The 23591-nt window shown below is 68.6% G+C and carries 23 protein-coding genes; 5 read left to right on the top strand and 18 right to left on the bottom strand.

Features of this window, described 5'->3' with window-relative positions; all coding sequences use genetic code 11:
• Positions 1-91: 91 nt before the first annotated feature.
• The 11 genes from Q0480_RS17435 to Q0480_RS17385 all read right to left on the bottom strand — a co-directional run bounded on the left by Q0480_RS17435 (position 92) and on the right by Q0480_RS17385 (position 11311).
• Complete coding sequence (locus tag Q0480_RS17435; protein WP_299134921.1) at positions 92-1402, bottom strand: branched-chain amino acid ABC transporter permease; 1311 nt, start codon at positions 1400-1402, stop codon at positions 92-94.
• Positions 1399-2412, bottom strand: a complete 1014-nt coding sequence (locus tag Q0480_RS17430) for a branched-chain amino acid ABC transporter permease (RefSeq protein ID WP_299134920.1) — start codon at positions 2410-2412, stop codon at positions 1399-1401. Before Q0480_RS17430 ends, Q0480_RS17435 begins: the two co-directional genes overlap by 4 nt.
• Positions 2412-3092, bottom strand: coding sequence for an ABC transporter ATP-binding protein (locus Q0480_RS17425; protein ID WP_299134922.1), 681 nt, complete (start codon positions 3090-3092; stop codon positions 2412-2414). The genes Q0480_RS17430 and Q0480_RS17425 overlap by 1 nt, the downstream gene beginning before the upstream one ends.
• Positions 3093-3243: 151 nt before the next feature.
• Complete coding sequence (locus Q0480_RS17420; protein WP_299134919.1) at positions 3244-5442, bottom strand: 3-hydroxyacyl-CoA dehydrogenase NAD-binding domain-containing protein; 2199 nt, start codon at positions 5440-5442, stop codon at positions 3244-3246.
• A gap of 1 nt (position 5443) precedes the next feature.
• Positions 5444-5614 carry a hypothetical protein gene (locus Q0480_RS17415; RefSeq protein ID WP_299134918.1) on the bottom strand — a complete coding sequence of 57 codons (171 nt, stop codon included), beginning with the start codon at positions 5612-5614 and terminating at the stop codon, positions 5444-5446.
• 17 nt (positions 5615-5631) lie between these two features.
• The gene (locus Q0480_RS17410; RefSeq protein ID WP_299134917.1) at positions 5632-6102 is read right to left on the bottom strand and encodes a cupin domain-containing protein; all 471 of its coding nucleotides are present in this window, start codon (positions 6100-6102) and stop codon (positions 5632-5634) included.
• Positions 6103-6104: 2 nt separating this feature from the next.
• A complete protein-coding gene (locus tag Q0480_RS17405) occupies positions 6105-7316 on the bottom strand; it encodes an acetyl-CoA C-acetyltransferase (protein ID WP_299134916.1) in 1212 nt (403 codons plus the stop codon).
• 12 nt (positions 7317-7328) lie between these two features.
• The gene (locus Q0480_RS17400) at positions 7329-7961 is read right to left on the bottom strand and encodes a glutathione S-transferase family protein (protein WP_299134914.1); all 633 of its coding nucleotides are present in this window, start codon (positions 7959-7961) and stop codon (positions 7329-7331) included.
• A gap of 17 nt (positions 7962-7978) precedes the next feature.
• Entirely contained in the window at positions 7979-9736 is a 1758-nt protein-coding gene (locus Q0480_RS17395; RefSeq protein WP_299134913.1) for an acyl-CoA dehydrogenase C-terminal domain-containing protein, read from the bottom strand.
• 14 nt (positions 9737-9750) lie between these two features.
• Positions 9751-10164 carry a MerR family DNA-binding transcriptional regulator gene (locus tag Q0480_RS17390; RefSeq protein WP_299134912.1) on the bottom strand — a complete coding sequence of 138 codons (414 nt, stop codon included), beginning with the start codon at positions 10162-10164 and terminating at the stop codon, positions 9751-9753.
• Positions 10165-10267: 103 nt separating this feature from the next.
• Positions 10268-11311, bottom strand: coding sequence for an aldo/keto reductase (locus Q0480_RS17385; protein ID WP_299134910.1), 1044 nt, complete (start codon positions 11309-11311; stop codon positions 10268-10270).
• Between the two features lie 177 nt (positions 11312-11488).
• Between Q0480_RS17385 and Q0480_RS17380 the strand changes: the two genes are divergently transcribed.
• Positions 11489-13555 carry an NAD(+) synthase gene (locus Q0480_RS17380; protein ID WP_299134907.1) on the top strand — a complete coding sequence of 689 codons (2067 nt, stop codon included), beginning with the start codon at positions 11489-11491 and terminating at the stop codon, positions 13553-13555.
• Between the two features lie 203 nt (positions 13556-13758).
• Here the strand turns inward: Q0480_RS17380 and Q0480_RS17375 are convergent, their stop codons facing one another.
• The 3 genes from Q0480_RS17375 to Q0480_RS17365 form a co-directional block, all read right to left on the bottom strand.
• Positions 13759-14556 (bottom strand): ABC transporter ATP-binding protein, encoded by a 798-nt coding sequence (locus Q0480_RS17375; RefSeq protein WP_299134905.1) that lies wholly within the window; start codon positions 14554-14556, stop codon positions 13759-13761.
• A 22-nt stretch (positions 14557-14578) separates the two neighbouring features.
• Positions 14579-15766 (bottom strand): ABC transporter substrate-binding protein, encoded by a 1188-nt coding sequence (locus tag Q0480_RS17370; protein ID WP_299134904.1) that lies wholly within the window; start codon positions 15764-15766, stop codon positions 14579-14581.
• Positions 15767-15867: 101 nt separating this feature from the next.
• Positions 15868-16938 (bottom strand): Mrp/NBP35 family ATP-binding protein, encoded by a 1071-nt coding sequence (locus Q0480_RS17365; RefSeq protein WP_299134902.1) that lies wholly within the window; start codon positions 16936-16938, stop codon positions 15868-15870.
• A gap of 349 nt (positions 16939-17287) precedes the next feature.
• On the opposite strand from Q0480_RS17365, the gene Q0480_RS17360 reads away from it, so the two are divergent.
• The 4 genes from Q0480_RS17360 to Q0480_RS17345 all read left to right on the top strand — a co-directional run bounded on the left by Q0480_RS17360 (position 17288) and on the right by Q0480_RS17345 (position 18467).
• Positions 17288-17494, top strand: a complete 207-nt coding sequence (locus Q0480_RS17360; RefSeq protein ID WP_299134901.1) for a DUF1127 domain-containing protein — start codon at positions 17288-17290, stop codon at positions 17492-17494.
• A gap of 67 nt (positions 17495-17561) precedes the next feature.
• Positions 17562-17765, top strand: coding sequence for a DUF1127 domain-containing protein (locus tag Q0480_RS17355; RefSeq protein ID WP_299134899.1), 204 nt, complete (start codon positions 17562-17564; stop codon positions 17763-17765).
• A gap of 198 nt (positions 17766-17963) precedes the next feature.
• Positions 17964-18188 carry a DUF1127 domain-containing protein gene (locus Q0480_RS17350; protein WP_299134897.1) on the top strand — a complete coding sequence of 75 codons (225 nt, stop codon included), beginning with the start codon at positions 17964-17966 and terminating at the stop codon, positions 18186-18188.
• Between the two features lie 66 nt (positions 18189-18254).
• On the top strand, positions 18255-18467 hold the full coding sequence (locus Q0480_RS17345) for a DUF1127 domain-containing protein (protein ID WP_299134895.1): 213 nt from the start codon (positions 18255-18257) through the stop codon (positions 18465-18467).
• A 157-nt stretch (positions 18468-18624) separates the two neighbouring features.
• Here Q0480_RS17345 and Q0480_RS17340 read toward each other — a convergent pair whose 3' ends face one another.
• The 4 genes from Q0480_RS17340 to Q0480_RS17325 all read right to left on the bottom strand — a co-directional run.
• Positions 18625-20994, bottom strand: a complete 2370-nt coding sequence (locus tag Q0480_RS17340) for an ATP-dependent helicase (RefSeq protein WP_299134892.1) — start codon at positions 20992-20994, stop codon at positions 18625-18627.
• Between the two features lie 329 nt (positions 20995-21323).
• The gene (locus Q0480_RS17335; RefSeq protein ID WP_299134889.1) at positions 21324-21590 is read right to left on the bottom strand and encodes a formate dehydrogenase subunit delta; all 267 of its coding nucleotides are present in this window, start codon (positions 21588-21590) and stop codon (positions 21324-21326) included.
• Positions 21587-22480 carry a formate dehydrogenase accessory sulfurtransferase FdhD gene (fdhD, locus tag Q0480_RS17330; RefSeq protein WP_299134886.1) on the bottom strand — a complete coding sequence of 298 codons (894 nt, stop codon included), beginning with the start codon at positions 22478-22480 and terminating at the stop codon, positions 21587-21589. Before fdhD ends, Q0480_RS17335 begins: the two co-directional genes overlap by 4 nt.
• A gap of 90 nt (positions 22481-22570) precedes the next feature.
• Positions 22571-23591 (bottom strand): molybdopterin dinucleotide binding domain-containing protein (locus Q0480_RS17325; protein ID WP_299134882.1); only part of this gene is annotated, 1021 nt, incomplete at its 5' end.

Below are 23591 nucleotides of genomic sequence, written 5' to 3'. Positions count from 1 at the left end.
GGGCGCGCGGACCGCGGGCGCGCCACTGGCGCCCCCTGAGGTCGGTCCGCGGGAAGCATCTCGATCCGAAGCAATCAGGCGGGCGCCGTCATCAGCGGCCGCGGGCTTCCGGGATCAGGCCGCGGGGGGCGAAGCGCAGGGTGAGGAGCAGGATGAGGCCCATGAAGAACAGGCGCAGATGCGGCGCGGCGGCGAGGAGATGGGCCCGCCACCAGCTGCCCTCCGCCATGCCGGCGGTCAGTGTGGACATGAGCCAGTTGCCCGCCGGCTCGGACACGACCCAGACGTACCAGATGAGAAAACCGCCGAGCACCGCGCCCCAGTTGTTGCCGGAGCCGCCGACGATCACCATCACCCAGATCACGAAGGTATAGCGGAGCGGGCTGTAGGAAGCGGGGGTGAACTGGCCGTCGAGGGTGACGAGCATGGCACCGGCGATCCCGACCACGGCCGAGCCGAGCACGAAAACCCGCAGATGGCGCCGGGTGACATCCTTGCCCATCGCCTCCGCTGCGTCGCGATTGTCGCGGATCGCCCGCATCATCCGCCCCCAGGGCGAGCGCAGAGCCCGTTCCGACAGCCAGAGCAGGACGGCGAGCACCAGCGCGAAGAGCAGCGCATAGCCGAGGCGCGAGATATTGGCGGCGGCGGTGACGGTATCGGTGCCGAAGCGCGCGGCGAGGTCGCCGACCCAGGGCGCCGCCTGCAACGCGCGTTCGTCCGGGATCGGGCGCGGCAGGCCGGTGACGTTCTTGACGCCGCGGGTCAGCCAGTTCTCGTTCTTGAGGATGGCGAGGATGATCTCGGAAATGCCGAGCGTCGCGATCGCCAGATAGTCCGAGCGCAGGCCGAGCGCCACCTTGCCGACCAGATAGGCGGCGCCGGCGGCGAAAAGGCCGCCGACGGGCCAGGCGATCAGGATCGGCAGGCCGAGTCCGCCGAGATAGCCGGCGGAGGCCGCGTTCATCGCCTCGATCGCGTCCGAGGCGGGGTCGAGGAACAGCCGTGTGACGAGATAGCCGACGAAGCAGGTGACGATTGTCACCGGTACGCGGAACGCCGGTCCGACCCGGCCGCGCAGGAAGATCGCCGCGCCGACCGTGCCGATCAGCGCCAGCGCCGCGAGGCCGAGATTGGCGCCACCGGTGCCGAGCGCGCCCTCGACCGGGGGCATGGAGGTCAGCACCGCCGCGACCCCGCCGAGCGCCGCGAAGCCCATGATGCCGGCGTTGAACAGTCCGGCGTAACCCCACTGGATATTTGCCCCGAGCGCCATGATCGCCGAGATCAGGCAGAGGTTCAGGATGGCGAGGGCCACCGTCCAGCTCTGGGCGAATCCGACCGCGAGGATGAGCGCGGCCATGCATGCGTAGAGCGCGGCGGCGCGGACCGGGCCGGTCACAGCACCTTGCCCCGGAAGATGCCGGTCGGCCGGATGAGCAGCACGAGCACGAGGATGATGAAGGAGACCGCGAACTTGTAGTCGGTGCCGAGCAGCTGGGTCAGTCCCTCGGGCGCCCAGCCCTCGGGGAGGAGATAGGTGAGAAAGCCCTTGTAGGCATAGGTTATCATCACCTCGGAAAAGGCGATGACGAAGCCGCCGGCGACCGCGCCGAGCGGCTGGCCGATGCCGCCGACGATCGCGGCCGCGAAGATCGGCAGCAGCAGCTGGAAATAGGTGAAGGGCCGGAACGACTTGTCGAGCCCGTAGAGCACACCGGCGATGGTGGCGAGGGTCGCGGCCAGGATCCAGGTGATCATCACCACCCGGTCGGGATTTATGCCGGACAGGAGTGCCAGATCCTCGTTGTCGGAATAGGCGCGCATCGCCTTGCCGGTCCGCGTGCGTTGCAGGAACCAGAAGACCGCCGCGACCGTGACGATCATGACCACGAGGGTGATCAACTGGCTGGTACGGATCGCGATCCCCTCCTCCAGTCCGGTCAGCGCCTTGAAGTCCGGCACGCGCATCACGAAGCGCGCCCCGTCCTCGAACCTCTGGTCGTCGGCGCCGATCACGAAGCGGGTGAGCGCGTTGTAGATGAACATCACTCCGACCGAGGCGATGACGAACACCACCGGATCGCTGCGCTGGCGGCGGTAGAAGCGATAGACCCAGGCATCCGTGACGAGGGCGAGCAGCACCGCGCCGAGAATGCCGACCGGCAGGGCGAGCAGCGCGGTCGGCAGGGGCCCCGCCGTGACGCCGGCGCCTTGCAGCGCCCAGGTGACGAGGATGGTGATCATGGTGCCGAAGGCCATGAGGTCGCCATGCGCGAAGTTCGAGAAGCGCAGCACCGCGTAGATCAGCGTCACCCCGAGCGCGCCGAGCGCCAGTTGCGAGCCGTAGGCGAGGGCCGGGATGATGACGAAATTGGCCAGGAGGACGAAGGCGTTGAGGATGTTTTCCACTAGCCCCCCAGAAAGGTGCGTCGGACTTCGGGGTCGGCCAGCAGGGCCTCGCCGCTGTCGGTGAAGCGGTTGCGGCCCTGGACGAGGACATAGCCCTTGTCGGCGATCGAGAGCGCCTGGCGGGCGTTCTGCTCGACCATCAGGATGGCGAGGCCGGTCGCGGCGATCTCGAGGATCTTGTCGAACAGCTCGTCCATCACGATCGGCGAGACGCCGGCCGTCGGCTCGTCCAGCATCAGGACGCTGGGCTTGGTCATCAGCGCGCGGCCGACCGCCACCTGTTGGCGCTGGCCACCGGAAAGCTCGCCGGCGGGCTGGCGCCGCTTCTGGCGGAGGATGGGGAAGAGGGTGAAGATCTGCTCCATGGTGCCGGTGAAATCGTCCTCGCGGATGAAGGCGCCCATCTCGAGATTTTCCTGCACCGTCAGGCTGGTGAAGACATTCGAGGTCTGCGGCACGAAGCCCATGCCGCGATGGACCCGCTGCCGCGGCGTCAGCGCCGCGATGTCCTCGCCGGCGAGCCGGATTGTGCCCTGGCGCAGAGGCAGCATGCCGAAGATCGCCTTCATCGCGGTGGATTTGCCGGCGCCGTTCGGACCGACGATCACCGCGATCTCGCCCCGGTCGACGGCGATGTCGCAGCCGTGCAGGATATCGGCGGCGCCGTAGCCGCCGGTCATCGCTTCGGCGCGGAGATAGCTCACCGCGCGGACCAGGACGCGGCGATGGTCGCGCGGTGGGATGTCGGCTCGCTCATATGTATCTTGCTAGCCAGCCGGCACGGCGGGCGCAAGGGCGCGAGAACCACGCGCGCCCCGCGGGCCGCGCGCGTCAGGCCGCGGCGGCGGGGAGGAAGCGGGCGTAGAAGCCGACGCCTTCCGCGGCGAGCTCGCGCAGCAGCGCGGGGGCGGCGAAGCGCGAGCCGTGCGCGGCGGCCAGCGCGTCGCAGATCTCGACCGCCCGCGCCGCGCCGAGGATGTCGAGCCAGCCGAACGGGCCGCCGGACCAGGGCATGAAGCCCCAACCGAGGATCGCGCCGACATCGCCCTCGCGGATGTCGGTCAGCACGCCCTCCTCCAGCGCGCGGACCGCTTCCAGCGCCTGCACCATGGCGAGGCGGCGCTGGACCTCGATCAGCTCCGGTTGTTCCGCCGCGACCGGCCAATGCGTGGCGAGCCCCGGCCACAGACCCTGACGCCGGCCCTTGTCGTCATAGGCATAGAAGCCCGACCCGGCCTTGCGCCCGAGGCGCCCGAGGTCGGCGAGGGTGAACAGCACCCCGTCGGCGGCGGCGTCGGGATAGGCGTCGCCCATCGCCGCGTGGGTCGCCTTGGCGATCTTGACCCCGAGGTCGATCGAGATCTCGTCGGTCAGCTGAAGCGGGCCGACCGGAAAGCCGAGCTGCTTGGCCGCGTTCTCGATCAATGCCGGCGCGATGCCTTCGCCGACCATCCGCACACCTTCGTTCATGTAGGGGATGATGCAGCGGTTGGCATAGAAGAAGCGGGCGTCGTTGACGACGATCGGTGTCTTGCGGATCTGGCGCACGAAATCGAGTGCCTTCGCCACCGCGCGCGCGCCGGTCCGGGGTCCGCGGATGATCTCGACCAGCGCCATGCGATCGACCGGCGAGAAGAAATGGATGCCGATGAACTGGTCCGGCGCGCGGCTCGCCTTCGCGAGTTCGGCGATCGGCAGGGTCGAGGTGTTGGTGGCGAAGATCGCCTCGGCCGGCAGATACTGTTCGGCGCGGCGGGTCGCCTCGGCCTTGACGGCCGGATCCTCGAATACCGCCTCCACCATCAGGTCACAGCCGGTCAGCGCGGCGTAGTCGGGCGTCGCGGTGACGCGGGCCAGCACCTCGGCCTTCTTCTCGGGCGTGGTCTTGCGCCGCTTCACACCCTCGTCGAGGATGGCCTCCACATGGGCGCGGCCGCGATCGGCGGCGGCCTGATCGCGGTCGATCAGCACCACTTCGATGCCGGCGAGCGCGGCGACATAGGCGATGCCTCCGCCCATCATTCCGGCGCCGAGGATGCCGAGCTTGCGCACCGTCTGGTCGGGCTCGGCCGGGCGCGACGCGCCCTTCTCCAGCGCCTGCTTGTTGAGAAACAGCGAGCGGATCATGGCGGAGGAGGAGGGGTTCATCAGGACGCTGGTGAACCATCGCGCCTCGATCCGGAGCGCGGTGTCGAAATCGACCAGCGCGCCTTCGTAGATCGCCGACAGCATCGCCTTCGCCGCCGGATAGACGCCCTGCGTCTTGCCATGGACCATCGCCGAGGCGCCGACGAAGGTCATGAAGCCCGCGGCGCTGTAGGGCGCGCCGCCGGGCATCTTGTAACCCTTGGCGTCCCAGGGCTTCACGATGTCGGCGGGCTGCGCCGACAGCACCCAGTCCTTGGCGTTCTGGACGAGTTCGGCCGGCGGCGCGATCTCGTCGATCAGCCCGGCGCCGAGCGCCGCCTTCGGCGCCAGCATCTTGCCTTCGAGCAGCACCGGCGCCGCCGCCATCGCACCGACCATGCGCGAGAAACGGGTGGTGCCGCCGGCGCCGGGGAAAATGCCGATCAGGATCTCGGGCAGGCCGATCTTCGCCTTGGGATTGTCCGCGACGAAGCGGCGATGGCAGGCGAGGCCGATCTCGGTCCCGATGCCGGCGGAGGTTCCGGGGCTGGCCCAGGCGACGGGCTTGCCACCCTTGCGCGTCTTCGGATCCATGCCGGCCCGCTCGATCTTGCGCAGCACGCGGTGCAGCCCCATGACGCCGTCGAAGAGGCCGCGCGCGGGATCGTCGCCGGCGTTCTCCTTCATCCGCGCCAGCAGGTTGAGATCCATGCCGCCGGCGAAGTCCGGCTTGGCGCTGGTCAGGATGATGCCCTTCACCGCCGGATCGGCGAGCGCGGCGTCGAAGGCGGCTTCCAGATCGGCGATGCCCTCATCGGTCAGCACGTTCATCGAGCGGCCGGGAAGATCCCAGGCGATGATCGCGACGCCATCGTCGTCGAGCGCGGTGGTGAAGATCGGCATGTCAGAGCTCCTTGACGATGGTTCCGTCGCGCCGCGCGTCCCAGCCGCGATCGGGGTCGCGGCCGCCGATCTCGCCGGCCGCCACCGAGGCGAAGGGGCCGGGATCCTCGTCCGCCGGCGCGTAGCCTTCGGCGGTCCCGAAGACGGGCGCCGGCGGGATCAGCTTCGGCATCGGACGGCAGCCTCCCGTCATCGCGGGCCGTTCCACGGGCTTCCGTCGCGGTAGGTGAAGCTGGCCCGCCCGTCCTCGATCTCGATCGCGAAATCTTCGTCGGAATAGGTGACGACCTCTCGCGGCGCCTTGCCGCCGACCACGAGGAACCGGGCCAGCCGGTCCGTTCGGTTGAGGAAGCAATGGCCGTTGGTGTCGCCGGCCGGCCAGCCGGCGCAGTCGCCCGGGCGCATGACATGCTCTCCCTCGTCCTGAAGGAGGATGAGTTCGCCCTCGGTCACCATGACGAATTCGTCCTCGGCCATGTGCCAGTGGCGCAGCGAGGAGCGCGCGCCCGGCTCCAGCGTCACCAGATTGGCGCCGAACTGGGTCAGCCCGGCGGCCTGTCCGAGCCGGAGCGAACTTCGGCCCGCCATCCGCGAGGCATAGGGCTCGGGATAGATTGATCCGGTCTTCACCGGGCATTTCGTCTGGTCGATCACGCCCATCGTCACACCCGTTCGAGAATGGTCGCCGCGCCCATGCCGGAGGCGACGCAGAGCGTGGCGAGCGCCGTCTCCTTGTCCGACCGTTCCAGTTCGTCGAGCGCGGTGCCGAGGATCATGGCCCCGGTGGCGCCGAGCGGATGGCCCATGGCGATCGCGCCGCCGTTCACATTGACCTTGGCGGGATCGAGCTCGAATGCCTGGAGAAAGCGCAGCACCACGGCCGAAAAGGCCTCGTTGACCTCGAAAAGGTCGATGTCGCCGATCGTCATCCCGGCCGCGCGCAGGGCCCGCTCGGTCACCGGCACCGGGCCGGTCAGCATGATGGTCGGGTCGGTGCCGATCTTGGCCGTCGCCCGGATCCGCGCGCGGGGGCGCAAGCCGTGAGCCTCGCCGAATGCCTTCGAGCCGACCAGCACGGCGGCGGCGCCATCGACGATGCCGCTGGAATTGCCGGCGTGGTGCACGTGATCGACGCGTTCGAGGCGCGGATATTTCAGGATCGCCACGGCGTCGAAGCCCGGCATCACCTCGCCCATCTCCTTGAAGGCCGGATTGAGCGCGCCGAGCGACGCCATGTCGGTTTCCGGCCGCATATGCTCGTCCCGGTCGAGCAGCGGCAGGCCGTTGCGGTCGCTGATCGGCACGATCGAGCGGGCGAAGCGGCCCTCGGCCCAGGCGGCGGCGGCGCGGCGCTGGCTCTCGACGGCGAAGGCATCGCAATCGTCACGGCCGAAGCCGTGGATCGTCGCGATCAGATCGGCCGAAATCCCCTGCGGCACGAAATAGCTCTTCATCGCGAGTTCGGGATCGACGGCGATCGCCGCGCCGTCCGAACCCATGGCGACGCGGCTCATCATCTCGACCCCGCCCGCGACATAGGCCTCGCCGGCGCCGGCGCGCACCTGGTTCGCGGCGAGATTGACCGCTTCGAGCCCGCTGGCGCAGAAGCGGTTGATCGAAAGGCCCGGCACCGACTGGTCGAAATCCGACAGCAGGACGGCGGAGCGGGCGAGACAGCCGCCCTGTTCGCCGATCTGGGTGACATTGCCCCAGATCACATCCTCGATCGCGTCGGTCGCGAGGTCGTTGCGCGCCTTCAGCGCGTTCAGCATGTCGGCCGACAGCCGGACCGCCGTCACCTCGTGCAGCGCGCCGTCGGCGCGGCCCTTGCCGCGCGGCGAGCGGATCGCGTCGTAGACATAGGCCTCGGCCATGGTGGCTCTCCTTCAGCCGCGGGGGTGCCCCGGCATCAGTTCGTAGGGGTGCTTCCAGCCCGGCAGGGCGGCGATCGCGGCGCGCCAGCGCTCGATATTGGGATAGGCGGCGAGGTCGATGGCGAATTCGTCGGGGAAATAGAGATAGCCGACCGCGCCCAGGTCGGCGGTGGTGATCCGGTCGGCGGCGATCCAGTCGCGCGCCGAGAGGTGGCTGTCGAGCACCTTGAGCGCGGTCCGCGCCCGCCCGTCGAAGAAGGCGATGACCGCGGGGTCGCGCTTTTCCGCCGGCATCAGGGCGCGCATGAAGCGCAGGGTGGCGATATAGCTCGTCAGCTTGTGGTTGTCCCACAGCGTCCAGCGCAGCACCTCGCGGCGCTCGGCCTCGGACTTCGGCGCGAAGTCGCGGAAGCGCTGCGAGAGATAGTCGAGGATCACCCCGGACTGGCTCAGCCTGAGGTCGCCATGCACCAGCAGCGGCGCCTCGCCCATCTCGTTCAGCGCCAGATATTCCGGCGTCTTGGTGCCGCCGTTGAAGAAATCGACCCAGAGCGGCTCCCAGTCGGCACCGGCCAGCGCCAGCAACAGCGCCGGCTTGTAGGAATTGCCCGACTGCGCGAAGCAATGGAGCTGGTATTCGGCCATGCGCGGGTCTCCTTCGCTCAGAATGCCTCGGCCGGCAGAGCCATCACGGGTTCGGCGCCGGACTGGATGCGGACGAGGCGCAGCGCCGTCTCCGGCAGCAGCCGCGCCATGTAGTAGCGCCCGGTGGCGAGCTTCGCACGGTGAAAATCGTCGTCCCGCCCGATCGCCGCCCGGGCCATCCGCGCCCACATCAGGCCGAGGCAGACATGGCCGAAGAGATGCAGGAAATCCGTCGAGCCGGCCAGCGCCGCGTTCGGATCCTTGAGGCCGGTCTGCGCGAAATACATCGTCGCGGCTTGCAGATCCTTGGAAGCGGCCTTCAGCGGATCGAGGAAATCGGCCTTGAGCACCGGGTCGCCGTCATTCTCGCGCAGGAAGCCCTTCACGATCTCGAAAAAGGCCATCATGTGCCTGCCACCGTCCTGGCCGAGCTTGCGGCCGACGAGATCGAGCGCCTGCACGCCGTTCGTGCCCTCGTAGATCATGGCGATGCGGGCGTCGCGCACGAACTGGCTCGCCGGCCAGTCCTCGGTATAGCCGTGACCGCCGAAGACCTGCTGCGCCTGGACCGTCGCCTCGAAACCCTTGTCGGTCAGGAAGCCCTTGACCACCGGGGTGAGCAGCGAGACCAGCCCCTCGGCGGCCGCGTCGGCGGTGCGCGCATGCTGGTCGATCAGCACCGAGACCCAGAGCATGAAGGCCCGCCCACCCTCGACGAAGGCGCGCTGGTCCATCAGCGCGCGCCGCACATCCGGATGGACGATCAGCGGATCGGCCGGGCCGGCGGGGTTTTCCGGCCCCGTCACCGCGCGGCCCTGCAGCCGGTCGCGGGCATAGGCCGCCGCGCCCTGGCAGGCGGCGGCGGCCTGGGCGAGGCCCTGCACGCCGACCGACAGCCGCGCCTCGTTCATCATGGTGAACATCGCGCGCAGGCCCTTGTGCGGCTCGCCGACGAGAAAGCCGGTCGCGCCGTCGTAATTCATGACGCAGGTGGCATTGCCGTGGATGCCCATCTTCTCCTCGAGCTTGCCGCAGGCGACGGCGTTGCGGGCGCCGAGCGTGCCGTCCGGGTTCACGAGGTATTTCGGCACGATGAAGAGCGAGATGCCCTTCACCCCGGCCGGCGCGCCGCTGATCCGGGCCAGCGCCAGATGGATGATATTGTCCGCCAGATCATGCTCGCCGGCCGAGATGAAGATCTTCTGCCCGGTGATCCGATAGGCCGCGCCGTCCGGCTCGGCGCGGGTGCGCAGGAGGCCGAGGTCGGTGCCGCAATGCGGCTCCGTCAGGTTCATCGTGCCGGTCCAGTCGCCTGCGACCATGCGCGGCAGATAGGTCCGCTTCTGCTCCGCCGAGCCGTGGGCGTGGATGGCGTTATAGGCGCCATGCGTCAGGCCCCAGTACATGTTGAGCGCCATGTTGGCGGCGGCGTGCATCTCGCCGACGGCGGTGTTCAGAAGATGCGGCATGCCCTGGCCGCCGAAGTCGGGATCGAGATCGAGCCCGGTCCAGCCCCCCGCCCGCGCCGTGTCATAGGCGGCCTTGAAGCCGGCGGGCGTCCGCACCACGCCGTTCTCCAGCCGGCAGCCTTCGCGGTCGCCGATGCTGTTGACCGGCGCCAGCACCTCCGCCGCGATCTTGCCCGCCTCTTCGAGGATCGCGGCCGTGGTGTCGCGGTCAAGGTCGGCATAGCCGGGGATCGCGCTGTCCTGGACCGCCAGCACGTCATGCAGGACAAAGGCGAGGTCGCCGAGGGGAGGGGTATAGCTGGCCATAGGTCTTCTTTCGGTCAGGGCGCGGCTTCGGTCAGGGGGGCGGCGGGCAGTCCGGCGCCCGCCAGCACCTGCTCGCCCCAGCGCAACTGGCGCTCGAGATCGGCGATCGCCTCGTTGAGTTCATCGCGCTGCGCGATCATGGCGCCCAGCCGCTCCTCGCCGAGGCGGTAGGTACGGGCGATCTGGGTGACCTGCTGGTCGCCGATATCGTAGAGATTGAGGAGCTGGCGAATGTCCTCGAGGCTGAAGCCGAACCGCTTGCCGCGCAGGATCAGCTTCAGCCGGGCGCGACAACGGCGGGTATAGAGGCGCCTCTGTCCCTCGCGCATGGGAAAGACCAGTTCCTTGCCCTCGTAGAAGCGCAGGGTTCGCGGTGTCACGCCGAAGTCGGCGCACATCTCGGTGATGGACCAGATCCGATCCGCCATGCGCGCATCCTCCCAAGCCTTCGCGTCCGGGCACCATGGACGCAACCTTGAGTCGATTCAATCGCCGCGCTTGACGTTTACGTCAAGGTGACGCGACGTCATCCTACAGCGGCCGCGGATGGCGGCGACGCAGCGCCGCGATATCGCGCAAGACCTCCGCCGGGAGAGTGACATCGGCGGCGCCGAGATCGGTGCGCAACTGCTCCATGCTGGTCGCGCCTATGATGACCGAGGCCATGAAGGGGCGCGCGGCGGCGAAGGCCAGCGCCATTTGAGCGGGGTCGAGCCCGTGGCGGCGGGCGATCGCGACATAGGCCTCGGCCACCGGCTCGGAATGAACCGAGATCCGCCCGCCGAGATCGCCGTTGATCGTGGCCCGCGATCCGGCCGGGCGAGCGCCACCCGCGTACTTGCCGGTGAGAAGGCCAGCGGCGAGCGGTGAATAGGCGAGCAGTCCGACATCCTCATGGTGGCAGAGTTCGGCGAGATCGAGATCGAAGGAGCGGCACATCAGACTGTATTCGTTCTGGATCGACGCGATGCGCGGCAGGCCATGCGCCTCGGCGAGCCGCAGATAGGTCGCGGTGCCCCAGGCGCTTTCGTTGGAGAGGCCGACGGCGCGAATCTTGCCCTCGCGCGTGAGTTCACCGAGCGTTTCGAGGATGGCGAGCATCTCCTCCGCCTGGCCGCGCGGCTGCTCCTCAGGTGCGAAGGTCCAGTCGCGGCGGAAATGATAGGAGCCGCGGTTCGGCCAGTGCAGTTGATAGAGATCGACCCGGTCGGTGCCGAGGCGGCGGAGGCTGTCGTCCAGGGCGAGGCGCAGCGTCGCCGGCCCGATCGGCGCGCCGTCCCGGCCAGCGGTCCGGTTGCCCGCGCCGACGATCTTGGTCGCGAGCACCACCTCCTCGCGCCGCCCGGTCTTCGCGAACCATCGGCCGATGATCCGCTCGGTCTCGCCGCTGGTCCCGGCCGACAGCGGTGTCGTCGGATACATCTCGGCGGTGTCGAGAAAATTGACGCCCTGATCCAGCGCGTAGTCGATCTGCTGGAAAGCCTCGGCGTCGCTGTTCTGGGTGCCCCAGGTCATGGTGCCGAGGCAGAAGTTCGAGACCCGGAGCTCGGTCCGTCCAAGAGTCGTGTATCGCAAGGGATGGCTCCTTCGGTCCGGCGTCGCGCGGGGCAGAGGCTTGCGTGATCCGGCCGGCGGGATCAAGGGATTGCGAGCGCGACGAAGCTCGCGCAACCGTGGCGCGCCTGCTATCGACGTGACAGGCTATCGACGTGACACGCTCGGGCGGAGCGATCCCTTGATGAATGGACTGCGATGAACGAACGCTGCGCCGACTTCCTCGCGATGCACCGGCACGGCTTCGTGCGGGTCGGCACCTGTACGCCGCGCGTCCGCCCGGCGGACGTCGCCTTCAACCGCGACGCCATCATCGAGGAAGCCCGGCGCGCGGACGCGGGAAACGTCGATCTCGCGGTCTTCCCGGAGCTTTGCCTCTCCTCCTATGCGATCGACGACCTGCATATGCAGACGGCGCTGCTCGACGCGGTGGAGGCGGCGGTGGCGGAGATTGTCGCCGCGAGCGCGGATCTCTCGCCCGTCCTGCTGATCGGCGCGCCCCTGCGCCATTCGGGGCGGCTCTACAATTGCGCGCTCGCCATCGGCCGGGGCGCGCTGCTCGGGGTGGTGCCGAAGAGCTACCTGCCGAACTACCGCGAATTCTACGAAAAGCGCTGGTTCGCCCATGGCCGCGACGTCGCCGGCGCGGCCATCCGGGTGGCGGGCCTCGACGCGCCCTTCGGCACCGACCTGATCTTCGAGGCGGACGACCTCGACGGCTTCGTCTTCCATATGGAGATCTGCGAGGACTTCTGGGCGGCGGCGCCACCCTCGTCGGCGGGCGCGCTGGCCGGGGCGACCATTCTCGCCAATCTGTCGGCTTCCAACATCACCATCGGCAAATCGGACGAGCGGCACATGCTCTGCCGCTCGCAATCGGCGCGCGCGGTCGCCGCCTACGCCTATTCCGCCGCCGGCCCCGGCGAGAGCACCACGGATCTCGCCTGGGACGGACAGGGCGTGATCTACGAACTCGGCGACCTCCTGGCGGAATCCGAGCGGTTCGCGCTCGATCCGGCGCTCTGCGTCGCCGACGTGGATACCGGGCGCATCCTCGGCGAGCGGATACGGACCGGAACCTTCAACGACGCGGCCGGCGAGGTGCTGAAAACGACCCGTCCTTTCCGGCGTGTCCGCTTCGCGCATCGGCCGACATACGCGGATATCGGCCTCGTCCGCGCCATCCGCCGCTTTCCCTATGTGCCGAACCGCAAGTCGCATCTCGATCAGGATTGCTACGAGGCCTTCAACATCCAGGTCGAGGGCCTGCGCCGGCGGTTCGAGGCGACCGGTGGCGGGTATATGGTGATCGGCGTCTCCGGCGGGCTCGATTCGACGCACGCGCTGATCGTCGCGGCCAAGGTCTGCGACGGGCTCGGGCTACCGCGGACGAAAATCCTCGGCTTCACGATGCCGGGCTTCGCCACCAGCGAGGAAACCAGAGGCAATGCGTGGAAGCTGATGCGCGCGCTCGGCGTCACGGCGGAGGAGATCGACATCCGCCCGGCGGCGACGCAAATGCTGCGTGACATGCGCCATCCCTTCGCGGAGGGCGAGCCGGTCTATGACATCGCCTTCGAGAACGTGCAGGCGGGCCTGCGCACCGACTATCTCTTCCGTCTCGCCAACCAGCGGAACGGCTTTGTCATCGGCACCGGCGATCTGTCGGAGCTGGCGCTCGGCTGGTGCACCTACGGCGTCGGCGACCAGATGAGCCACTACGCGGTGAATTGCGGCGTGCCGAAGACGCTGATCCAGTATCTGATCCGCTGGGCGGTCAGCAGCGCGCAGTTCGACGAAGCCACGGACGAGGTTCTGGGCGCGATCCTCGCCACCGAGATCTCGCCCGAGCTCATTCCCGCCGAGGCGGGCCAGCCGATCCAGAGCACCGAGGCCAAGATCGGGCCGTACGAGCTGCACGATTTCTTTCTGCATCACATCATGCGCTACGGCCATGCGCCGTCGAAGGTCGCCTTTCTGGCGCTGCATGCCTGGTCTGATATCGGCAAAGGCCTCTGGCCGATCGACTTTCCGCCGGAGGCCCGGCGCCAGTACGACCTTGGCACCATCCGCCGGTGGCTCGCCGAGTTCCTGCGTCGCTTCTTCGCGACCAGCCAGTTCAAGCGGTCCGCGATCCCGAACGGCCCCAAGGTCTCCTCCGGGGGCGCGCTCTCGCCGCGCGGCGACTGGCGCGCTCCGTCCGACGCCACCGCCGCGCCGTGGCTGGAGGAACTGCGGGCCAACGTGCCCGAACGGCTGGGCTGATATTCACGACACGCGGCGCCCGCGAGATTGGCAACCGACGGCCATAATCGACGCGGATCACCCGGATGGCGCAGGCGGGCGGCGGTAACACTGACAGGGCGCCGCCTTGGGCGGCTGCGCGAGGTCCGGGCGGTGAAAGGCGAAGGCGAAGCAATCAACGGATTTCGTATTGGAAGCGGAGTCTGAAGCGGCGCGGGTCGCGATCAGGGATGCGCGGGGTCGCGTCGGCGCGCCGGGCGGTTCTTCAGGCCGCGGCCGAGATAGGCCTCGATGACAGCCTCGTTCTTCGTGACCTCGGTCGGGGAGCCGACCGTCAGCACGCGACCCTCGGCCATGACGATCACCGGATCGCAGAGGCGCGCGATGAAGTCCATGTCATGCTCGATCAGGCAGAAGGTATAGCCGCGCTCGCGGTTCAGCCGCAGGATGGCGTCGGCGATGGTGTTGAGCAGCGTGCGGTTCACCCCGGCGCCGACCTCGTCGAGAAAGACGATCTTGGCATCGACCATCATCGTCCGGCCAAGCTCCAGCAGCTTCTTCTGCCCGCCGGAGAGGTTGCCGGCATACTCGTCCGCGACATGGCCGATTTCGAGGAAATCCAGCACCTCGTCCGCCCGGCGCCGCACTTCGGCCTCGCGGGCGCGCACGACGCCGCCCCGGAACCAGGCGTCCCACAGCCGTTCGCCCGGCTGTTCGGGGGGCACCATCATCAGGTTCTCGCGGACGCTCAGCGTGCCGAACTCGTGCGCGATCTGGAAGGTGCGGAGCAGGCCCTTGTGAAACAGTTCGTGCGGCGGCAGGCCGGTGATCTCCTCGCCATCCAGCCAGATATGGCCGGAGGTCGGCGTGAAATGACCGGCGACCACGTTGAAGAGCGTGGTCTTGCCGGCGCCGTTCGGGCCGATCAGCCCGGTGATCGAGCCCTTGGCGATCGCGATCGAGGCGCCATCCACCGCGTGGATGCCGCCAAATCGCATATGGAGATCCTCGACCCGGATCATGCCGCCAAGCGCCGCGAGGAGGTCAGCGGTACCCGAGGGTCCTGGCCGCGCCGTCCTCGATCTCGTAGACGCGGTACGAGCCCTGGGCCTCGCCCGGCCCGATGAGTTCGACGCCGGTCGCACCGACATAGTCGATATCGGTGCCGGCGGCCGCGAGCTCGATGCCCTTGGCGAGTTCCCCGGCGTTGATCTTCTCGCCGGGCGCGTTCGCCACCTCCAGCACCTTGTCGCGGAGCCCGGCGCGTTCGGTCGAGCCGTTCGCGGCCATGGCGAGGGCGATCAGCGCGGCGGCGTCGTAGCTCTCGGGGACATAGGTGCCGGTCGGGTCCATGCCGTTTGCCTTGGCGAGCGCGGCGAAGCGGTCGGCGGCCTCGCCCTCGACGCCGGGAAGGGTGCCGATGACCTTGCCATTGATTTCGGCGCCGATCTTGTCGATCAGGCTCTGGCCATACATGCCGTCGCCGAAGACGAAGCTCTCGAAGGCGCCGGAATCGAGCGAGGCCTGAACGATGCCGACGCCGCCCTGGTCGACATAGCCGAAGACCATGAGCGTGTCGGCGCCGGAGGCCTGCAGCGCGGCGACCTCGGCGGAATAGTCGGCCTTGCCGTCCTCATGCGCGGCCGAGATCGCGACCTTGCCGCCGAGACCCTCGAAGGCGGCGGCGAAGCTGTCGGCGAGGCCCTTGCCATAGTCGTTGTTGGTGAAGGTCACCGCGACCTTCGCGATGCCCTTTTCATGCACGATATTGGCGAGGATTTCGCCCTGGCGCGCGTCCGAGGGGGCGGTGCGGAAGAAATAGCCGTCGTCGGCGAGGGTCGAGAGCGCCGGCGAGGTGGCCGAGGGCGAGATCATCACCACGCCGTTCGGGATCGCGACATTGTTCGCGATCGCCGTCGTCACGCCGGAGCAGTCGGCGCCCATGATCGCCACCACAGCCTCGCCGGTGACGAGATTGGTGGCCGCGGTGGTCGCGGCGGCGGCGTCGACACAGGTGCTGTCGGCCCTGACCGGGTTCAGTGTGGCGCCACCGGGCAGCTTGCCGGACGCCGACGCCTCCTTGAAGGCCAGTTCCGCGCTCGCCGCCATGCCGGGCGTGATCGTCTCCAGCGGGCCGGTGAAACCGAGGATGACGCCGACATTGACCGGTTCGGCCGAAGCCGCGCCGGCGAGGGACAAGCAGGCGCCCGTGACCAGTAGAATGCGCTTCATTGAACTCTCTCCCGTTTATCTCTCAACAACTTCCGGCCGACGCCGTTCCGGCTGATGGCATGACCGTGGTGGGCAAACGACCTTGTGAAGTCAAGCTTGGTTCAGACGATCCCGCCCTCGATCAGCCGCCGGACAAGGGCCCTGAACGCCCGCGCCTCGGGGCCGTCGGGACGCGCGGCGACCACCGGCACGCCGGCGTCGCCGGAGACGCGGATGGCGATGTCGAGCGGGATCTCGCCGAGGAACGGCAGGCCGAGCCGCGCCGCCTCCGCCCGCGCGCCGCCATGGCCGAAGATATGCGCCTCGTGGCCGCAGTTCGGGCAGATGTAGGCGGACATGTTCTCGATCAGGCCGAGCACCGGGATCCTCATCTTCTCGAACATGTCCAATGCCTTGCGCGCGTCGAGCAGTGCGACGTCCTGCGGGGTCGAGACGATGATCGCGCCCGCGAGATGGTAGCGCTGGCTGAGCGTCAGCTGCACGTCGCCGGTGCCTGGCGGCAGGTCGATGATCAGGGCGTCGAGTTCGCCCCAGGCGACCTGGCCCATCATCTGTTGCAGCGCGCCCATCAGCATCGGGCCGCGCCAGATGACCGCCTCGCCCTCCTTCAGCATCAGGCCGATCGACATCAATGTGACGCCGTGGCTCCGGAGCGGAATGATGGTCTTGCCGTCCGGCGATTTCGGCTTCTGGTTAACGCCCATCATCCGCGGCTGACTTGGCCCGTGGATATCGGCGTCGAGAAGGCCGACGGCCTTGCCCTCCAGCGCCAGCGCGACGGCGAGATTCGCGGCGACGGTGGATTTGCCGACCCCGCCCTTGCCCGAGGCGACGGCGATGATGCGCTTGACCCCCGGCACGTCGGCGGGGCCGGCCTGTGGCGTCGGATGGCGTCCGATGCGCAGGTTGGGCGTCTTCGGCGCCGGGCCGTGCGCGGTCAGCAGGGCCGAGACCGCGGCGACCCCGGGCAGGGCGGCGACCGCCGCCTCGGCGGCGACGCGGACCGGCTCGAGCGCGGCGCCCTGGGCGGGATCGACCTCCAGCACGAAGCGCACCCTGTCCGCCTCGATGGTCAGGGCGCGCACGAGATCCGCTTCGACGAGGCCGCGGCCCGATCCGGGCAGCGTCACGCCCTGGAGCGCGGAGAGGACGGCGTCGCGGGAAATCGGCATGGCGGTCGGACTTTCGGATGGCGCGCCGGGATTGGCGCGGCTCGCCGGCGGCCGGATCGGCGCGGCGCGTGGCGACAGGATCGCTTGGCGGCGCGGCGGGAGCAAGGTGGTTTCGCGAATGTTCGCTTGAGGGGCTGTGCGAGCGTCCGGTCCCCAACCGTTTGAACAAGCGCGGGGAATCCGTGTTCCGTGGATCTATTCCATTTGTGAACAAGACGTTAACGGTCATGCGTGAAGTGCATGACAGCTTCCCGATCTCCGCCGTTGCCTTGTCGGGGCGGTTCCTTATATTGCAGTGCAACAAGAACGGAAACGCTCAGATTCGAACGCTAACGAAAGGAGGCACTAGATGATACACGTCGAAACAACGCTGTCGCATGCTGGCTTCTTCGGCGCCGGACGGCGTTCCGACCTGCTCCGCGCGATCAAGGTCTACGGGATCTACCGCACGACCCTTCGCCACCTTCGGGCGCTGTCGGACAAGCAGTTGGACGACCTCGGCTTTCGCCGCGAAGACCTGAAATCCGTGGCGCGCGCCGCCGCGTATGCGCACTGATCCGCGAGTGGCACGGCCCCTGCGCCTGCTCATCGACTCGCCCCACCAACACCAAAAGGACACGAAAATGGCCCATGTAGTCCCTTTCCCGACCATAGCCCCCGCGCCCACGAGTTTCCTGACCCGCTTCTCCAACGTGGTGGCCAACTACCGCCTCTATCGCAAGACGGTCGACGAACTCGCGTCGCTGACCGATCGCGAACTGGGCGACCTCGGCATCTCGCGCGCGTCGATCCGCCGCATCGCCCGTGAAAGCGTCTATGGCGCCTGACGGCGGCCACGGGGGCGCCACCGAAAGGCGGGATCTCGTCCCGCCCTTCGGATTATCGCTTGGTTTCAATGGCTTGAAGATACGCGTTCCGTGCATGGCGGCCAGACCGAAATGTATGTTGCAGCGCAACAAGACGCCCTCATATGATGATGGCAAGAGAAAACGACTAGAAGCGAACACGCTGAAAGGACGAAGACCATGACGACCGCCTACTCCGAACAATCGCTGAGCAAGGTGGCAGCGGACGCGCTCGGAGGCGCGACGGGCGGCATCGGCCGAATTCGCCGCGCATGGACGGACTACCTGCTCTACCGCCGCGCGCTCGCGGAAATGAAGGCCCTCTCGGCACGCGAACTCGCGGACCTTGACCTCGCCGCGGCGGACCTGCCGGCCCTCGCCTGGACGGCGGTAAAGGGCCGCTGAACGGTCCCGGAACCTGTGTTCCGGCACCCCCCGGCCGACGGCCGGACGAAACGAAAGGATATGACAATGGCACATGCTCTGACCCACGCCTCGAACGGCGGCTTTTTCAACGAGGCCCATGGCCCGTTCGCCGGCATCGCGAAGGCCTTCGCGGACTGGATGCTCTATCGCCGTACGCTGGTTGAGCTTCGCGCGCTGAGCGCGCGTGAACTCGCCGATCTCGGCCTCGCGCCGACCGACCTTCGCGCCGTCGCCTTCGAGAGCGTCTACGGCGCCTGATTTTCGGAGCCCCGCCGCGCGGCGGGTTTCCACACGGTTCCTCCCCAACTGGGGCCGGACGATTGTCCGGCCCTTTTTTTGTCCGCGGTTCGGGCCTTGGCGGGCGCTCGCCGGAGGACGGACACCCACTCCTTCGGAAGCGCGTTTTCCAGGGGTGTCAGAACGGCACGTCGGCGTCGGCGGTGACGAAGCGGGCGACGACGTTCTTCTGGCCGGCCTTGTCGAAATCGATTGTCAGCTTGTCGCCCTCGATGGCGGTGACGGTGCCGTGGCCGAACTTCTGGTGAAAGACACGGGCGCCGACACCGTAGGAGGGCGCGGCGCTGGCGTCGATCACCATGTCGCGGGCCTCGCGCGGTTGGGAGACCGGGCGGGCGCCGCTGCGCGCCTGCATCCGGCGCCAGCCGGGAGAGTTGTAGACGTCGGCCCTGGCGGCGCTGTTCATCAGGGTGCTGGGCGGTTCAGCGCTGGCGGGCGCCGGCGCGGCGGCGCCGTAGCCGCCGCCATAGAGGCCGGGCGGGGTCAGCACCTCGACATGCGCGGGCGGCAATTCGTCGATGAAGCGCGACGGCAACGCGGATTGCCACTGGTTGTAGACCCGGCGGTTGGCGGCGAAGCTGATGGTGCAATAGCGGCGGGCGCGGGTGATGCCGACATAGGCGAGCCGGCGCTCCTCCTCGAGGCCCTTGACGCCGCTCTCGTCCATCGAGCGCTGGCTCGGGAAGAGGCCGTCCTCCCAGCCGGGCAGGAAGACGCAGGGAAACTCCAGCCCCTTCGCCGCGTGCAGGGTCATGATGGTGACCTTCGGCGCCGCGTCGTCCTGCTCATTGTCCATGACGAGGCTGACATGCTCAAGGAATCCCTGCAGATTCTCGAACTCGTTCAGCGCCTTGACCAGCTCCTTCAGGTTCTCGAGCCGGCCTTGCGCGTCCGGGGACTTCTCGGCCTGCCACATCCCGACATAGCCGCTCTCCTCGAGGATCATCTCGGCGAGCGCGACGTGATCCGCCCCGGCCCGCGCCATTTCGTGCCAGCGGTCGAAATCACTGACCAGCGCGCCGAGCTGGCCGCGGGCACGGGCGGGCAGGCCACCGGCGGCGGCGAGCAGGCGCGCGCCCTCGATCAGGCCGACGCCATTTTCGCGGGCGGCGCGGTTGATCTCCTGTGCCGCCTTGTCGCCGATCCCGCGCTTCGGGACATTGACGATGCGCTCGAAGGCGAGATCGTCGTCGGGCGAGACGGCCGCGCGGAAATAGGCCATCGCGTCGCGGATTTCCTGACGTTCGTAGAAGCGGGGGCCGCCGACGACGCGATAGGGCAGGCCGATGGTCAGGAACCGGTCCTCGAAGGCGCGCATCTGATGGGTGGCGCGGACCAGGATCGCCACGCCGTCGGGCGAGACCGGATCGAGGCCGCGGGTGCCGCGGGCATAGGCCTCGATCTCCTCGCCGATCCAGCGCGCTTCTTCCTCGCCGTCCCAATGGCCGATCAGCCGCACCTTCTCGCCGGCGGGGAGATCAGTCCAGAGCGTCTTGCCGAGGCGCTGGCTGTTGGCGGCGATCACGCCCGAGGCGGCGGCGAGGATATGCGGCGTCGAGCGGTAGTTCTGCTCCAGCCGGATAACCCTGGCGCCGGGAAAATCCTTTTCGAACCGCAGGATATTCTCCACCTCGGCCCCGCGCCAGCCGTAGATCGACTGGTCGTCGTCGCCGACGACGGCGATGTTTCTGTGCCCGGCGGCGAGCAGGCGCAGCCAGAGATATTGCGCGACATTGGTGTCCTGATATTCGTCGACCAGGATGTAGCGGAACCAGGACTGGTAACGCGCGAGCACGTCCGGGTGGTTCTGGAAGATGCCGACCACATGCAGCAGCAGGTCGCCGAAGTCGCAGGCATTGAGGGTGCGCAGCCGCTCCTGATACTGGGCATAGAGTTCGGAGCCGCGATGGTCGAAGGCGCTCGCCTCCGAGGAGGGGACGCGCTCGGGGGTGAGCGCGCGGTTCTTCCAGCCGTCGATCAGACCGGCGAGCAATCGCGGTGGCCAGCGCTTTTCGTCGATATTCGCGGCCTGGATCAGTTGGCGCAGCAGCCGCAGCTGGTCGTCGGTGTCGAGGATGGTGAAGTTCGATTTCAGCCCGACGAGTTCCGCGTGGCGGCGCAGGATCCTGACGCTGAGCGAATGGAAGGTGCCGAGCCAGGGCATGCCCTCGACCACGCCGCCGACCAGCGCGCCGACCCGGTGCCGCATCTCGCGCGCGGCCCTGTTGGTGAAGGTGACGCAGAGAATCTCGTTCGGGCGGGCGCGGCCGATGTTCAACAGATGCGCGACCCGGGTGGTCAGCGCCTTGGTCTTGCCGGTGCCGGCCCCCGACAGCACCAGCACCGGACCGTCCAGCGTCTCGACCGCCGCGCGCTGCTCGGGATTGAGGCCGTCGAGATAGCGCGCCGGCCGCGCCGCCGCCCGCGCGGAGAGAGGCTCCGCCGCGGCTTCGAAGGCGTCGGCCTCGTCGCTGATCCAGCTGTTCATGGCGGGAAGATAGCTTGCCGGATGGTAAATGGGAAGAGCGGTGTTCCCTTTCCGTTCAGGGGTACTCGCGACCAGGTTGAAAAAGCCGGGTGGCGCGCGCGGGCCGAGAGGGGGAGGGCGGCCTTTGCCGCCCATGGAGCGCGCGCGGTGCGCGCGAGTCTTGTCATCGGTTTCCCGCCTGTTGGCGGGAAACGACTGCTCTCCAGGTTAGCAAACCTGTATGAAACGCGGGGGGTGAGCGCCGTGGTCGGGCGCGGCGCCGGTGGTGGGGTCAGACCCCTGGAGTAATGTCCTGGCCACCAGACGGTCCCGTCTGGTTGGATATTGCTCTAGCCGCCGTCGCAGCCCGGCGGGGGCGGGGAGATCGGGGCGGTGTCGGTGAAGACGCGGGTGGCGCCGGCGCGGGCGAGGTCGCTGAGGCCGTCGCCGCCGGTGGCGAGATGATGGTGGAGCGCGCGGCGCATCCGCGGTTCCCAGAAGTCGCGGATATGGAGCTCGATCCCGTGCTCGGCCTCCTCCTCCGGATAGGCCCGGAAGAAATCGGCGATCTGGTTGGTCATGCGCACGAGCTCTTCGGTGGCGTCGATCCGGGTCATGGGCGGGGTTCCTCCGGGACTTCGGGCGTGGTTCCCGGCGGGCCGTCACGGCGCGGGCGCGCGCGGTCCGCGGCGCGGTCGGGAACCGGGCGCGGGTCGAACAGCATCACGTCGGCGCCGGAGCGGCCGGCGATCACCATGCCGGCGGCGGCGGCGACGCGGAGCGCCAGCGCGCTCGGCGCCGAGACGGCGGCGAGCAGCGGCGCGCCGACCATCGCGGCCTTCTGCGCCATCTCGACGCTGACCCGGCTCGACAGCAGGATGAAGCCGGCGCGCGCGTCCCGGCCCTGGCGGGCGAGCGCGCCCGCGAGCTTGTCGAGCGCGTTGTGGCGGCCGATATCCTCGCGCAGGAGTTCGATCACGCCGCTCCGGTCGCAATAGGCGGCGGCGTGGGTCGAATGGTTCGCGCGGTTCATCACCTGCGCGGCCGGCAGGATGTCATAGGCCCGGAGCAGAGCGTCGCGGTCGGGCAGGAGCCCCGACACGCGCGGCGGCGGGCGCAGCACCGCCTCGATGGTCTGGGCGCCGCAGATGCCGCAGCCGGCACGGCCCGCGAGCGTGCGCCGGCGGTCCTCGACCGATGCGAGGCGGGCGGGGTCGAGCGTGAGATTGACGACGAAACCGTCGGCGGCCTCGGCGACGCGCAGCGAATCGAGGTCGGCGGCGGTTTCGACGATGCCCTCCGTCAGGGCGAAGCCGACCGCGAAATCCTCGAGATCGGCCGGGGTCATCATCATCACCGCGAAGGTCGCGCCGTTCAGCAGGATCGCGACCGGGGTTTCCTCGGCGACGTGCCAGGCGGCGGCGCGCGCGCCGGCCTGGGTCACCAGGCGACCGGCGGCGACCGGCGAGACATCGGGCTGGTGGTTGTCGAGGCGGCGGATTTCCATCTCAGCCCGTCTCTCCGGCCTGGAGAAGCCGCGAACCCCGAACGCGTTCGGGGTCACGGCGGGGCAGGCGGCGCGGGGCTGTCATCCGCGCTACTCGGCCGCGGTGACGGCGACGCGGAAGTTGGAGCGGCCGATCTCGGCGCGCTCCTCCTGCCAGGCCGAGGGCTGGTTGGAGCGGGTGATCTGCACCGCCGTCACCTTGTATTCCGGACAGTTGGTCGCCCAGTCCGAATTGTCGGTGGTGATGACATTGGCCCCGGAGAGCGGGTGGTGGAAGGTAGTATGGACCACGCCCTGCGGCATGCGGGTCGAGACCTCGGCGGTGAGGGTGGTGGTGCCGATCCGGCTGCCGATCGAGACGCGGTCTCCGCTGGTGATCCCCCGCTCCTCGGCGTCGTGCGGATGGATCTCGAGGATATCCTCCGGATGCCAGGCGCTGTTCTCGGTGCGGCGGGTCTGGGCGCCGACGTTGTACTGGCTGAGGATGCGGCCGGTGGTCAGGATCAGCGGATAGAACCGGTTGGTCCGCTCCGGCGTCGGCACGTATTCGGTGATCATGAACCGGCCCTTGCCGCGCACGAAGCCGTCGATATGCATGATCGGCGCGCCGTCGGGATAGTCGGCGTTCACCGGCCATTGCAGCGAGCCGACCGCGTCGAGCCGCTCGAAACTGACGCCGGCGAAGGTCGGGGTCAGCCGGGCGATCTCGTCCATGATCTCGCCCGTGCTCTCGTAGCGCATCGGGTAGCCCATGGCGGTCGAGAGGCGGCAGACCGCCTCGGTCTCGCTCATGCCGGATTTCTCGCGCATCACCGGCCGGACCCGGTTGATCCGGCGTTCGGCGTTGGTGAAGGTGCCGTCCTTTTCGAGAAAGCTCGACCCCGGCAGGAAGACATGCGCGAAGGCGGCGGTCTCGTTGAGGAACAGGTCCATCACGACGAGGCAGTCGAGCGCCGACAGCGCCGCCGTGACATGGGCGGTGTTCGGATCGGACTGGGCGATGTCCTCGCCCTGGACGAACATGCCGCGGTAGCTGCCGTCGAGGGCGGCGGCGAACATGTTGGGGATGCGCAGGCCCGGCTCCTCGTCGAGTGCCACGCCCCAGTCCGCT

The sequence above is a fragment of the uncultured Amaricoccus sp. genome, assembly GCF_937891315.1.
Classification (GTDB): Bacteria; Pseudomonadota; Alphaproteobacteria; order Rhodobacterales; family Rhodobacteraceae; genus Amaricoccus.
This window is presented reverse-complemented; position numbering and strand designations above follow the sequence as displayed.

Coding starts and splice junctions, on each gene's coding strand:
- Q0480_RS17360 (WP_299134901.1), top strand. CDS start 17,288: ATGATACACGTCGAAACAACGCTGTCGCATGCTGGCTTCTTCGGCGCC.
- Q0480_RS17390 (WP_299134912.1), bottom strand. CDS start 10,164: ATGGCGGATCGGATCTGGTCCATCACCGAGATGTGCGCCGACTTCGGC.
- Q0480_RS17380 (WP_299134907.1), top strand. CDS start 11,489: ATGAACGAACGCTGCGCCGACTTCCTCGCGATGCACCGGCACGGCTTC.
- Q0480_RS17370 (WP_299134904.1), bottom strand. CDS start 15,766: ATGAAGCGCATTCTACTGGTCACGGGCGCCTGCTTGTCCCTCGCCGGC.
- Q0480_RS17400 (WP_299134914.1), bottom strand. CDS start 7,961: ATGGCCGAATACCAGCTCCATTGCTTCGCGCAGTCGGGCAATTCCTAC.
- Q0480_RS17355 (WP_299134899.1), top strand. CDS start 17,562: ATGGCCCATGTAGTCCCTTTCCCGACCATAGCCCCCGCGCCCACGAGT.
- Q0480_RS17365 (WP_299134902.1), bottom strand. CDS start 16,938: ATGCCGATTTCCCGCGACGCCGTCCTCTCCGCGCTCCAGGGCGTGACG.
- Q0480_RS17395 (WP_299134913.1), bottom strand. CDS start 9,736: ATGGCCAGCTATACCCCTCCCCTCGGCGACCTCGCCTTTGTCCTGCAT.
- Q0480_RS17410 (WP_299134917.1), bottom strand. CDS start 6,102: ATGGGCGTGATCGACCAGACGAAATGCCCGGTGAAGACCGGATCAATC.
- Q0480_RS17425 (WP_299134922.1), bottom strand. CDS start 3,092: ATGACCGGCGGCTACGGCGCCGCCGATATCCTGCACGGCTGCGACATC.
- Q0480_RS17420 (WP_299134919.1), bottom strand. CDS start 5,442: ATGCCGATCTTCACCACCGCGCTCGACGACGATGGCGTCGCGATCATC.
- Q0480_RS17335 (WP_299134889.1), bottom strand. CDS start 21,590: ATGACCCGGATCGACGCCACCGAAGAGCTCGTGCGCATGACCAACCAG.
- fdhD (WP_299134886.1), bottom strand. CDS start 22,480: ATGGAAATCCGCCGCCTCGACAACCACCAGCCCGATGTCTCGCCGGTC.
- Q0480_RS17405 (WP_299134916.1), bottom strand. CDS start 7,316: ATGGCCGAGGCCTATGTCTACGACGCGATCCGCTCGCCGCGCGGCAAG.
- Q0480_RS17345 (WP_299134895.1), top strand. CDS start 18,255: ATGGCACATGCTCTGACCCACGCCTCGAACGGCGGCTTTTTCAACGAG.
- Q0480_RS17350 (WP_299134897.1), top strand. CDS start 17,964: ATGACGACCGCCTACTCCGAACAATCGCTGAGCAAGGTGGCAGCGGAC.
- Q0480_RS17415 (WP_299134918.1), bottom strand. CDS start 5,614: ATGCCGAAGCTGATCCCGCCGGCGCCCGTCTTCGGGACCGCCGAAGGC.
- Q0480_RS17375 (WP_299134905.1), bottom strand. CDS start 14,556: ATGATCCGGGTCGAGGATCTCCATATGCGATTTGGCGGCATCCACGCG.
- Q0480_RS17340 (WP_299134892.1), bottom strand. CDS start 20,994: ATGAACAGCTGGATCAGCGACGAGGCCGACGCCTTCGAAGCCGCGGCG.